At 64.8% G+C, this 12,084-nt stretch carries 11 protein-coding genes; 7 read left to right on the top strand and 4 right to left on the bottom strand.

What is annotated here, in order from left to right:
• Positions 1-25 precede the first annotated feature (25 nt).
• The 3 genes from RMR04_RS12855 to RMR04_RS12845 form a co-directional block, all read right to left on the bottom strand.
• Positions 26-2,314, bottom strand: coding sequence for a TonB-dependent siderophore receptor (locus RMR04_RS12855; protein WP_311915004.1), 2,289 nt, complete (start codon positions 2,312-2,314; stop codon positions 26-28).
• A 292-nt stretch (positions 2,315-2,606) separates the two neighbouring features.
• Positions 2,607-3,503, bottom strand: coding sequence for a helix-turn-helix transcriptional regulator (locus tag RMR04_RS12850; RefSeq protein ID WP_311915003.1), 897 nt, complete (start codon positions 3,501-3,503; stop codon positions 2,607-2,609).
• Between the two features lie 75 nt (positions 3,504-3,578).
• Positions 3,579-4,925: an LLM class flavin-dependent oxidoreductase gene (locus RMR04_RS12845; protein ID WP_311915002.1), complete on the bottom strand. Its 1,347-nt coding sequence runs from the start codon at positions 4,923-4,925 to the stop codon at positions 3,579-3,581.
• A 346-nt stretch (positions 4,926-5,271) separates the two neighbouring features.
• On the opposite strand from RMR04_RS12845, the gene RMR04_RS12840 reads away from it, so the two are divergent.
• The 3 genes from RMR04_RS12840 to RMR04_RS12830 all read left to right on the top strand — a co-directional run bounded on the left by RMR04_RS12840 (position 5,272) and on the right by RMR04_RS12830 (position 7,614).
• Positions 5,272-6,216 (top strand): NADPH-dependent oxidoreductase, encoded by a 945-nt coding sequence (locus RMR04_RS12840; RefSeq protein WP_311915001.1) that lies wholly within the window; start codon positions 5,272-5,274, stop codon positions 6,214-6,216.
• Positions 6,217-6,486: 270 nt separating this feature from the next.
• A complete protein-coding gene (locus RMR04_RS12835) occupies positions 6,487-6,942 on the top strand; it encodes an RrF2 family transcriptional regulator (RefSeq protein ID WP_311915000.1) in 456 nt (151 codons plus the stop codon).
• Between the two features lie 129 nt (positions 6,943-7,071).
• Positions 7,072-7,614, top strand: coding sequence for a flavin reductase family protein (locus RMR04_RS12830; protein ID WP_311914999.1), 543 nt, complete (start codon positions 7,072-7,074; stop codon positions 7,612-7,614).
• A 90-nt stretch (positions 7,615-7,704) separates the two neighbouring features.
• Here the strand turns inward: RMR04_RS12830 and RMR04_RS12825 are convergent, their stop codons facing one another.
• The gene (locus RMR04_RS12825) at positions 7,705-8,685 is read right to left on the bottom strand and encodes a LysR family transcriptional regulator (protein WP_311914998.1); all 981 of its coding nucleotides are present in this window, start codon (positions 8,683-8,685) and stop codon (positions 7,705-7,707) included.
• Between the two features lie 284 nt (positions 8,686-8,969).
• Here RMR04_RS12825 and RMR04_RS12820 point away from each other — a divergent pair, with 284 nt between their 5' ends.
• The 4 genes from RMR04_RS12820 to RMR04_RS12805 all read left to right on the top strand — a co-directional run bounded on the left by RMR04_RS12820 (position 8,970) and on the right by RMR04_RS12805 (position 12,077).
• The gene (locus RMR04_RS12820; RefSeq protein ID WP_311914997.1) at positions 8,970-9,869 is read left to right on the top strand and encodes an amino acid ABC transporter substrate-binding protein; all 900 of its coding nucleotides are present in this window, start codon (positions 8,970-8,972) and stop codon (positions 9,867-9,869) included.
• Positions 9,870-9,897: 28 nt separating this feature from the next.
• On the top strand, positions 9,898-10,614 hold the full coding sequence (locus RMR04_RS12815; RefSeq protein WP_311914996.1) for an amino acid ABC transporter permease: 717 nt from the start codon (positions 9,898-9,900) through the stop codon (positions 10,612-10,614).
• A gap of 3 nt (positions 10,615-10,617) precedes the next feature.
• The gene (locus RMR04_RS12810) at positions 10,618-11,277 is read left to right on the top strand and encodes an ABC transporter permease subunit (protein ID WP_311914995.1); all 660 of its coding nucleotides are present in this window, start codon (positions 10,618-10,620) and stop codon (positions 11,275-11,277) included.
• A 71-nt stretch (positions 11,278-11,348) separates the two neighbouring features.
• The gene (locus tag RMR04_RS12805) at positions 11,349-12,077 is read left to right on the top strand and encodes an amino acid ABC transporter ATP-binding protein (protein ID WP_311915822.1); all 729 of its coding nucleotides are present in this window, start codon (positions 11,349-11,351) and stop codon (positions 12,075-12,077) included.
• Positions 12,078-12,084 lie beyond the last annotated feature (7 nt).

Genomic DNA, 12,084 nt, shown 5'->3' with positions numbered 1-12,084 from the left:
CCAGCCGGAGGATCGAGCGGCCGTCTCACCAGCGATAGGCCAAGGTGGCGACGACCGCGCGGCCCGCGCCATAAAAGCATTGCGTGGTCGAGGCGCAGGCCGAAACGTAGCGCTTGTCGAAGAGATTGGTCGCATTGACCGAGCCGCGCCAGCCGCGCAGCATCGGCCCGAGCTCGGTGAAATCATAGGTGAGACCGGCATCGACCAGCGTATAGGCCGGCACCCGCATGGCGTCCGTATTGGTCTGGTCGCCATAGGACGAGCCGATATGGCGCACGCCGAGGCCAAGGCCGAGGCCCCGGAACGCACCGGACTGGATCCGGTAGTCGCCCCAGAGCGAGGCAGTATGCGCGGGCACGCCGGCTGGCACCTTGCCCGTCACGCCCGAGACCGCGCTCTTGGTCACCTCCGCATCGGTATAGGTATAGGCGGCAACGAGGCTGAAGCCGGTGAAGAGCGTCGCCTTGCCGCCGAACTCGATGCCGCGCGAGCGCACCTCGCCAGTCTGCGTCTGGCAGATCGTGCTGCTGCACAAGGTCGTCGCGGTATTGGTGCTGGTATGCGCCAGATCGGTCGTCAGCCCGTTCTGCTGGGTCAGGTTGAAGGCCGACAGCGTGAACAGGCCCTCAAAAGCCGTGGGCTTGTACTTTACCCCTGCCTCGTATTGCTGGCCGGTCGTCGCCTTGAACGGCAGGCCGCCAAAGCCTGTGCCCGTCGTCGGCTCGAAGGAGGAGGAGTAGCTGGCATAAGGCGCGATGCCGTTGTCGAACTCGTAGAGCAGCCCAGCCTTGCCGGTGAAGGCCTCATCTGCCGTCGTCGCCTGCGTGCCCGTGCCGGTCGTCAAGGCGGTCGTGCTCGTATTGACGCGGGACCAGTCGTGCCGCAGCCCGAGCAGAGCGCGCCAGTTGCCGAACTTGACCTGGTCCTGGACATAGGCGCCGAGCTGCTGGCGCGTCTGTTCCTGATAGGTGGTCAAGGAGGGCTCGGCGACCGGGCCGTAGACCGGGTTGCGATAGTTCAGATAGCTGGTCGCGCCGGTGCCGTAGCGCGCATCGGCGCTCTGCCATTGATAGTCCAGCCCCATCAGCAGCTTGTGCTCGAGCGGCCCGGTCCGGAGATTGGCTTCGACATTATTGTCGATCAGGGCGCTGTCGAGGCTCTCGATATAGCGCGTGGCGCTGCGGGCCAGGCAGAGATTGGCGACGCCGCCGCAGGTCGAGGCCGCGCCGAAGCCAGACACCGAGAGCGCCTTGAAATCGCTGTCGACATGGACGTAGCGGGCATTCTGCCGGATGGTCCAGACATCGTCGAAACGGTGCTCGAACTGATAGCCGATCGAGGACTGCTTGCGCTCGAAGCCGTCGAAACTCGGATTGCCGCTGAAGAATTTGTAGGGAATCCGGCCATTCGGGTTCGCCTGGAGCGTCCCCAATGCCGGCATCCAATAGGTGTAGAAGCTCTTGGGGTCGTGCTGGTAGCTGGCCTGGATGGTGAGCGAGGTGGCATCGCTCGGGCGCCAGGTGAAGGACGGCGCGATCAGGAAACGCTTTTCATGCGTATGGTCGACATCGGTCTCGCTGTAGCGGCCGAGCCCGACCACGCGGTAGAGCAGCGTCCCGTCCTTGTCGGCACGGCCGTCGACATCGAAGCCGCTTTCGATCAGGCCATTATTGCCCAGGCGCGTGAAGATCTCGTTCGAAGGCTCGGCCGTCGGGCGCTTGCTGACGAGGTTGATCAGGCCGCCAGGATTGTTCTGGCCGTAAAGGATCGAGGCCGGCCCGCGCAGAACCTCGACCCGCTCGACCAGATAGGGATCGATCGAGGCGACGTTGTAGGAGACTCCCTTGGGGAAACGCAGATTGTCCCAGTACTGAACGTAGTTGGCGTTGCCGCCAAAGCCGCCGAAGCCGCGAATGAAGACGGTGTCGTAGCGGCCGCCGCCGCGTGTCTCGGAGACGACGCCGGGCTCGTAGCGCAAGGCCTGGGCGACGGTGCGCGCACCTTGCGCTTCGATCTGCTCGCGCGAAATCACGGAGATCGACTGCGGTATCTCGATCAGCGGCGTGTTGGTCTTGGTTCCGGTGGCCGAGCTTGGCGCGACATAGCCGTTGACCGGGCCGGTCGCGCTGCGCTCCGCGCCGAAGACGTTGATCGTGTCGAGGTCGATCACGCCGGTTTCGGCCTGTTGGGCTCGAACCGCCACGGCCATGAGCACCACGAGCGCGGTTCCCAGGACCGGCGCAGCGACACCGGCGCCGCACAGCAGATTGCGCATCTTGAGATTGTGTCTCTTGAGATTGCGTCTCTTGGACATGGTCGAAAGCCTCACCCCAGCATGTTCCGGCGGGAGGCGTCCAAGGAACGCGTCGAATCCGCCCAATTCCGCGAGAGCTTTAGGGGGTGAGGCGCGCTGCTGGAACGAAAGCGGCTTTCGCAGAACGGACTGTTTCTTTCGTTCTAGTTTAGACGGATTTGCAGATGGTCTGGGCTGCATGCATCGAGATCTAGAGAATTTCCGCGTTTCTTCGAATCGCAGAAATGCTCCAACTCTTTATTTTATCGCATTTTCTTCACGCGAACCGGTGTCCACTTCGCTCGAAAATGCTTCAGCGCAATTCGCTCGGCGAAAGCCCGAAGCGCTTGCGAAAGATCGTCGCGAAATGGGCAGGCGCATAGCCGACCTCATAGGCCACGCCCGAGATGCTCGCCTCGCTGCCGGAAATCTTCTGATAGGCGATCTGCAGGCGATGCTCTTGCAGGAAAGCGTGGACCGTCATGCCGAAAAGCTGGCGAAAGCCGCTGTTCAGCTTGCGGGTGTTGAGGCCGGCCTCGCGCGCCAGCGCCGTGAGCGAAGGCGGCGCGCGGTATCGCAGCACGAGGATTTCGCGGGCAGCCTGGATACGCTCGATCTCGGACAGGGGCAGCGACACCCCTTGCTGCCCGCGCACGCTCGGCAGGAGCTGCTCGATCGACATCGCCACGAGCTCCAGAGCCTTGCCGATCAGGTACAGGTCGCGAGTGATGCCCTGCAGCGGGCAGCCCATGATTTTCGAGGCGATAGACTGGATGACCTTGTCGGCCGGGCAGGTCAGGAAGACGGGGTCCCGGCCCCCATCATGGCGTTTGCCCATCGTCATCAGGCGCTCGAAGGGAAGCCCGAATTTATCCTCGATCAAGGCCGGGGTCATCTGCACGATGGCGTAGCGCAGGCGCGTTCCGGGCGCGAAAATCTGCTCGCGACGGTGCGGAGCATCGTTGCTGACGAACAGGCATACGCTCGGACCGACCATGTCCGACACGGCCTGATCGTTGATGCGGCAGGAGATCTTGCCGTTCAGCGTGACCGCGACCTTCAGGCCACGCCTGAGCGGTGTATCGACGCGCATCGGCAGGTCGAACTCGTTCTCGCCGGTGGAGATGACGAGTTGGTCATCGAGATAGCCGGCGCGGCTCGTCCGGAACAGCGGGCGAACGGTGTCGCTTCTATCGGCTGAGGGGATCATCTCCCCAAAGCTAGCAAATCGAGAATATTATAGCAATCTCAACAGTTTATAGTCAATCTAGAGAAGCCTGTCCTCTCAGGCGCTCCTGCGCCGCGCCAGCGCATAGCCGCTTTCCGGCCGCGGCAGGCCGTAATGGTCGCGCAGCGTCTCGCCCGTATACTCCTCGCGGAACAGGCCGCGCTTGCGCAGGATCGGCAGGACCTCGGCAACGAAGGCATCGAAGCCGCCGGTGAGCCAGGGCGGCATGACATTGAAGCCGTCGGCCGCGCCCTGCTCGAACCATGTCTGAATCTCGTTGGCGACCCGCTCCGGCGTGCCGACGAGAACCCAATGCCCCCGCGCCCCGGCCAATCGCTTGATCAACTGGCGGATGGTCGGCTTCTCCCGGTCTACGATGTCGATGACGAGCTGGAAGCGGCTGGCGACACCCTTCGGGCCATTGGTGTCGACGAGATGGCGCGGGAACGGCCCGTCGAGATCGAACCCCGAGAGATCGAGCCCGATCATGCGCTTGAGCTGCTCGAGCGAGGCCGCCGGCTGGATTAGATCATTGATCTCCTCTTCCAGCCGGTCCGCCTCGGCCTGCGTCGAGCCGAGATAGGGGCTGATGCCAGGCAGCACGCGGATATGCTCGGGCCGGCGGCCCAGTGCCACGGCGCGCTTCTTGATGTCGGCGTAGAAGCCCTGCGCGCTCGCCAGCGTCTGATGCGCCGTGAAGATCGCCTCGGCATGCTGGGCTGCGAAGGAGCGGCCGTCCTCGGAGGAGCCCGCCTGGACATAGACCGGCCTGCCTTGCGGCGTGCGAGCGATGTTGAGCGGCCCGCGCACCTTGTAGTGCTTGCCGGCATGGTCGATGCGATGAACCTTGTCGCTGTCGGCGAAGACGCCGCTTTGCGCGTCAGCGACCAGCGCATCGTCCTCCCAGCTGTCCCAGAGCTTGGTCACGACCTCGAGGAATTCGCGCGCCGTCTCATAGCGGTCGGCATGCGGTGGATGCTCGGGCAGGCCGAAATTCTGCGCGGCTCCGGCGTCGCTGGTGGTGACGATGTTCCAACCCGCCCTGCCATGGCTGATATGGTCGAGTGAGGCGAAGAGCCGCGCAAGATTATAGGGCTCGGTATAGGTGGTCGAAGCCGTCGCGATCAGTCCGATCCGGCTGGTGGCGGCCGCGATCGCCGCGAGCCAGGTGATCGGCTCGAAGCGCAGCCGGGAGGAATAACGCACATTCTCGGGCAAGGACGGCCCGTCGGCGAAGAAGATCGCATCGAACTTCGCAGCCTCGGCGCGCCGAGCAAGCTCCTGATAATAGCTGATGTCGAGCACCCGCTTGGGCTCGGATTCCTTGTAGCGCCAGGCCGCTTCATGGTGGCCGCCGGGATAGATGAAGAGGTTCAACGTCAGCTGGCGATCGGAACTGGACATGGGGAACCTCGTTGCGTGCTGCTACGCCTCGGCCTCAACTCGGCCAGCGCACCGCAGCGGCCTACCCGCAACGATGCTCGGCCGGGGCTGAGACGGTCAAGAGAACCGTATTTTAAATCGAACGCACTCTAGAGAAGATCCGCGCTTCGGGGTCGGGATGAATTTCGCGGCGACCGTTCGGCTTGGGGAGAAGCCGAAGCGAAAACCTTCCCAGGAGGCTGCATATTGCGAGAGATGCGTTTGGAGTTCGATGGTTCTTTAAAAAGAACATTCCATTGACCAGGGCACGATCCATGGTCAGGCTCGGTATCCCCCAATCCCTCCAAATGTAGGCGCTGCCGCGCATATGCCGATCTCGCTTGTGATCTTCGCCTCCCTCTTTCCGGAGCTCCAGACCTTGACCCACCAGACCTCGAGCCACCATGCCGCCGCCCCGCTGCCGAAAACCGCCGCGCTCTCCGAAGTCACTGCGCAGGATGGTCCGGACGCCCTGATTGCGGCGCGCTACCGGACAGACGATCCAGCCTCGCCGCGCGACTGGAATGATGTGCTGGCGACGCTGCTCGCCCATCGCTCCATCCGCGCCTACAAACCTGATCCCTTGCCGGAGGGCACGATCGAGACGCTGGTCGCGGCGGCCCAGTCGGCGGCAAGCTCGTCCAACCTGCAGAGCTGGAGCGTCGTCGCGGTCACCGACCCGGCCCGCAAGGCGCGCCTTGCCGAAGTCACCGGCGGCCAGAAGCATATCCTGCAAGCTCCTGTGCTGCTGGTCTGGCTCGCCGACCTCAACCGGCTGAATGCGCTCGGCGAGGAGCGGCAGCAGCAGGTCGAGGCGCTCGACTATCTCGAAACGCTCTTCGTCGGCATCATCGACGCGGCACTCGCCGCCCAGAATGCCGTCATCGCCGCCGAAAGCCTGGGCCTTGGCACGGTCTATATCGGCGCCCTGCGCAACGACCCGGAACGGGTCGCGGCCGAGCTGAACCTGCCGCCGAAGGTGCTGCCGGTCTTCGGGCTCTGCCTGGGCTATCCCGATCCGCAGGTCGTCTCCGGCATCAAGCCCAGGCTCGCGCCTTCGCTCGTCCTGCACCAGGAAACCTATGGCGCGGGCTATGAATCGGCGGCGGTCGCTGCCTATGACGCCGCCATCCAGGGCCTTCAGGTCGAACAGGGCATTCCCCAGATGCCATGGTCCCGGCAGGCGCTCAACCGCGTCGCAGGGCCGCAATCGCTGAGCGGGCGCGACCGGATCCGGGACGCCCTCGCCGGGCTCGGCTTCGTCCTGCGCTGAAGCAAGGCTGCGCGGCTTTCACCGGCTTGGTCATCGCCTGAGAGCACCGACCCTGGAGCGCATATTGCCGTGGGGTCGGTCCGTGCGGCGCTCGACGCGACAGCGCGATCCTCAAGCCGGGAGCCCGCTCCGGAATTTTGATCTACGCAACCTCGCCTGATCGGCATGCGCGCCGCGCCGGAGCCGATCAAACGAGAAAATTATGTTGATGCAGCCATAGAAATTGAGATAGGCCATATACAAATAAGAGCATAAACGGGGATTGGCGCGATGCTCACCAACAAAGGCAAATACGGCATCAAGGCGATCATTCACCTGGCCAAGCTGGAAGCAGGCGAAACCGCTCAGGTCGCTCACATCGCGCAGACGAACAACATCTCGAAGAAGTTCCTCGACGCAATCCTGCTCGATCTGCGCAACGCCGGCATGTTGCGCAGCAAGAAGGGACCTGGCGGCGGCTACGCACTGGCGAAACCCGCGCGAGCGATCAAGGTGGGCGCCGTCATTCGCGCCCTGGAAGGCCCCATCGCACCCATCGCCTGCGCGAGCCGCTCGGCCTTCCGCGCCTGCGAGGATTGCGGCGACATCGAAACCTGCGCGGTCCGCTCGGTGATGAGCGAGGTTCGCGACGCCATGGCCTCGGTCGTCGACAACACCACCATCGCCGACCTCGTGGCGCGGTCTCGCGGGCATCAGGCCGCACCAGCGGGACAGCTCGCGCTCTAGCAGGCGGCAACCTACTCTGATTTTGTCTAGTTTCTCTATAGACAATTTCCGATCAGGATCCTAGGCTGACTGTCCGTTCGGGTGCGCCACGGTTCCGCGCCCCTTCCCCATCCTTCCCGGGCAGTTTCCATGAATCAGCAGGTCAGCGGCTTCAGGCCGGCCGATATCGAAGCCGTGGCGTTCAAATCCGTGATGCGCAACGTCGCAGGCGCCGTCAGCATCGTGACAGCCACGCATGGCGGCGCCCGCGCGGGGTTGACCGCAACCTCCCTGACGGCCCTGTCGGCCGAGCCGCCAGCCGTGATCGTCTGCGTCAACAGAACGGCATCGGCCTGGCCGACAATCGAGCGCGCCGGCCATTTCGCCATCAACGTGCTGGCCGCCCGGCATCAGTCGATCGCCGACCGTTTCGCCGGCCGGGGCGGGTTCAAGGGCGATGAGCGCTTTGGCGAGGGCGACTGGACCCGCCTGGTCACGGGCGCTCCCGTGCTGGAAGGGGCGCTCGCCATCCTCGACTGCGAGACCGAGGAGGCGATCGAGCGGCACTCGCATACAATCCTGATCGGCCGCGTCAAGGCGATCCGCGAAGCCGAGACCGAGGGCGCCCTGCTCTATTGGCGCGGGATCTACGGCAAGCTCGACGAGACCCTGCAATACGGCGCCGGCATCTGACGGAAGCCGGAGGCGCCCTGCGGCGCGGTTGCGGCTGACCGACAGAGTTCCAAATCCTTGCCGATGGGCGCATGGCCGCCTACGGCGACCTCAACGCAGCGCCGCGAGTTCCTCCATCTGCAGCGACGGCTCGCTCTGGATCAGGCCAGGCCCGTCAGTGCAGAGCTTCGTCCAGAGTTCCTCCGCGCGCCGGGGCAGTTTCTGCGGCGGCCGGTAGATGCGAATGTCGAGCGTCAGGTCGAGCGCACTATCGCCGGCGCGCACCAGCCGGCGGCGCAGGATGTCGTTATGCGTCGTCGTCAGCGGCAGCCAGGCGACGCCGAGCCCCGACAGCGCCATCGAGCGAAGCCCGTCGGCGAGCGAGTTCTCATAGAGCGCATTGAGCTGCGGCAGGTCGCGGCGCGTGGCGATCAATTGCTCGACTGCCCAACCCAGCGAGCATTCGCGGCTGTAGCCGAGATAGGAGGTCGACAGCCGCGGGCCGATGTCGAGCCGGTGCAGCGGGCCGCCGTTGCCGTCTGGAGCCGATAGCGGGATCAGCGTCTCGCGGCCGATGGTCAGGGAGGCGCAGCCCTCGATGGAGAGCGGCCGCCCAGCCGCCTTGAAGATCGCATCCCCCGCATCGGCGAGGCAGACGACGAAATCGACCGAGCCATCCTCGAAGGCGCTGGCGCATCCGGGCAGGTTGTCGGACATGACTGAAAGCCGCGTCGCGCCGAGGCTGCTCTGGATCGCGGGAATCCAGCGTGGAAAGAACGTCATCGAGAGGATGTGCGGAGCAGCGAAGCGGATGCTGCGCAGGCGTTCGTCCTGATCCTCGCGGATCGCCCGGCGCGCACCCTTGAGGCGGCCCAGCGTGTCGTTGGCGACCTCCAGCAGCTTGTAGCCGGCTTCGGTCAAATCCAGCGGCGATTTGCGGCGATCAATGAGCGGCGCGCCAACCCAGTGCTCGAGCGACTGGATCCGGCGGCTCAGGCCCGATTGCGTGACGTTGCGGATCTCGGACGCCTTCGTGAGATTGCGCGTCTCCGCGACGACGATGAGGTCTTCCAGCCAGCGGATGTCCAGCATGGCTCTCTCCAAAGGGGCCGGCAGCGATCGGGGCGACGCTGAGCATGTCACGGCCGGCGCGGCGCCGCCATGCGGATATCTCATCGCTCACCCAGCGATCCGCATTGGCCAGCCTGTCCTCGGCCCAGCATTGTCGGGGTCGAAAGCTGGCATATCGCTGCGGGGCAGCAAGCCCTCTGCGGTCAAGACCGGCGGGAACGACCGTATTCCAGGATCCGCGGCCCGTCCGAGCAGCAGCGTTCGGGCGCCATGCCGTCATGCCCGACGCAGAGGGGAGCATCATCATGTCGAAATTCGTGCAAGGGCTGGCGGTCGCCGGCCTTCTTGGCGCCCTGGTCCTGGCCGCGCCTCCCTGCCTGGCGCAGGGCGCGGGCAGCGGCGCCGGGACCAGCCCCATCCTCCAGCGCATCGCCGAGCGCAATGCCCTGACGATCGGCCATCGCGAGGCGTCCGTGCCTTACTCCTACATCGACCGGGAGCAGAAGGTCGAAGGCTACTCGGTCGACCTCTGCCTGAAGGTCGTCGAGGCGGTGAAGGAACGTCTCGGCAAGCCCGGCCTGCAGATCAACTACGTGCCGATCAATACGACCAACCGCATTCCGCTGGTCGCCAACGGCACCATCGACCTGGAATGCGGCACCACCACCAACACGCTCGCCCGCCATGAGCAGGTGGCGTTCTCGCCGATCTTCTACATCACCGGCACGCAATTGCTGGTGAAGACCAATAGCGGCTTCAAGGAGGTCGAGGACCTGGCGGGAAAGCGCGTCGCCGTGCTCCAGGGTTCCAGCAACGAGCAATCGCTGCGCGCACTCAACGACGGCAAGAAGCTCAACATCTCCCTGGTCTATGCCAAGGATCTCGGCGAGGGCGCGCTTCTGGTCGAGACCGATCGCGTCGACGCCTTCGCTGCCGATGGCGGCCAGATCAAGGTCTACGCCGCGACGCGCGCGCAGCGCAAAGGCTCGCTTTCCGTGGTCGGGCGTCTGCTGACCTATGATCCCTACAGCGTGATGATCCAGCGCGGCGACCCGGAATTCGCACAGCTGGTCTCGCGCGTCTTCGCCGAGACCTTCCGCGCCGGCGAGGCGGAACAGCTTTACGCCAAATGGTTCGGGCCGCTCGGCATCGAGATCGATCCGATCCTTAAGGCCGCCTTTGAGATCCAGGCCCTGCCGCGCTGAGACCCGCGCGCCCATCTCGGAGGCTGCGATGACCTATCGCTGGAACTGGAGCGTGCTCGTCACGGAGCCTTATCTGGGCTGGCTGCTGTCAGGCTTGACATGGACGCTTCTGGTCGCAGGGGTCGCCTGGATCGTCGCGCTCCTGATCGGAACCGGGATCGGTATCCTGCGCACGCTTCCATCACGAACCGCGCGCGCCTTCGGCGCGGTCTATGTCGAGATCTTCCGCAACATCCCGCTGCTGTTGCAGCTCTTCCTCTGGTATTTCGTGATACCGGAGCTGCTGCCGGCGGAGATTGGTCGCTGGATCAAGCGCGACCTGCCGATGCCGGAATTCTGGACGGCAGCACTTGGGCTCGGTCTTTTCACCGCGGCCCGCGTCGCCGAGCAGGTGCGCGCCGGCATTGAGGCGGTCGGGCGCGGCCAGGCCATGGCGGCAGCCGCGAGCGGCCTCTCCACCGCCCAGGCCTATCGCCATGTGCTGCTGCCGATCGCGGCCCGCAACATAGTGCCGCCGCTGACCTCCGAATTCCTCAACATCGTCAAGAACTCGTCGCTGGCTCTCACCATCGGCGTCCTCGAACTCACCGGCCAGAGCCGCCAGATCGAAAGCAACACCTTTCAGGGCATCGAGGCCTTCACCGCGGCGACGCTGATCTACGTGCTGCTGACGATGCTGGTGATCGCCGCGATGCGGAGCGTGGAGCGGGCGACCGCCATCCCCGGCACCTTGGCGAGGGCTTGATCGATGCACGCCTTCGACGTCGATGCGGTCCGGCTCGCCCTGCCCTTCCTATGGAGCGGCATGATCACGAGCCTGACCCTGCTCGCCATCGCCATGACGGGCGGCATCCTGCTCGGCACCGTGATCGCCATGCTGCGCCTCTCCGCGCCCAGGCCTATCGCTGCCATCGCGGCAGGCTATGTCAACGGGCTGCGCTCCGTGCCGTTGATCATGGTGATCTTCTGGTTCTATCTGCTCGTACCGCTGATCATCGGCCGGCCGGTCGGCGCCTTCGTTTCGGCGATCGTAGCCTTCACGCTTTTCGAGGCTGCCTATTATTCCGAGATCATCCGGGCCGGAATCCAGGGCGTGTCGCGAGGCCAGATGGCGGCAGCGCAGGCAGCGGGCATGTCCCGGCTCCAGGCCTACCGGTTCATCGTCCTGCAACAGGCATTCCGCCGCATGACGCCGATCCTGCTGACCCAGAGCATCGCGCTCTTCCAGGACACCTCGCTGGTCTATGTCATCGGCCTTCACGACTTCATGACGGCCGCGTCGATCACCGCCAACCGGGAGGGACGCCTGATCGAGCTCTACCTTTTCGCAGCCGCCATCTACCTGGCGCTGTGCCTGGCTGCCTCACAGTCGGTCCAGGCGCTGAAACGCCGGATAGCGACGTCATGACAGCTCCGTTTCCGCAGTCCCGCCTCAAAGGCACGGCCATGCCCCGAACCGGCCCTGAGACCAAATCGCCAATCATCGCCATCGACGATGTCTCGAAGGCCTACGGCTCCCTGCAGGTGCTGAGGAACTGCACGACCTCGGTCGCCCGCGGCGAGGTCGTGGTCGTCTGCGGCCCGTCGGGCTCTGGAAAATCGACGCTGATCAAATGCGTCAACGGCCTCGAGCCGTTCCAATCGGGTTCGATCAGCGTCGAGGGCCTGTCGGTCGGGGATCGGAAGACCGATCTGACACGCCTGAGATCGCGGATCGGAATGGTGTTTCAGCATTTCGAGCTCTATCCCCACCTCACCGTTCGCGACAACATCACGCTGGCGCCACGCCATGTCCTGCGGCGCTCCCGCGACGAGGCAATCGGCAAGGCCGAGGCACTGCTGGCCCGCGTGGGATTGGCCGACAAGGCCGATCGCTTCCCGGGGCAGCTCTCGGGAGGGCAGCAGCAGCGCGTCGCGATCGCGCGCGCGCTCGCCATGGACCCGATCGCGATGCTCTTCGACGAGCCGACCTCGGCGCTCGATCCGGAGATGATCAACGAGGTTCTCGACGTCATGACGGAGCTCGCGGCGGACGGCATGACGATGATGGTCGTGACGCACGAGATGGGCTTCGCCCGCCGGGTCGCTCACCGGGTCCTGTTCATGGATGGCGGCCAGATCCTGGAGGAAGCGTCGACCACGGCCTTCTTCGAAGCGCCACGAAGCGAACGCGCCCGGAGCTTCCTGTCGAAGATCCTGCAGCATTGAGACTGCC

Source organism: Bosea sp. 685, from assembly GCF_031884435.1.
Taxonomy (GTDB): domain Bacteria; phylum Pseudomonadota; class Alphaproteobacteria; order Rhizobiales; family Beijerinckiaceae; genus Allobosea.
This window is presented reverse-complemented; position numbering and strand designations above follow the sequence as displayed.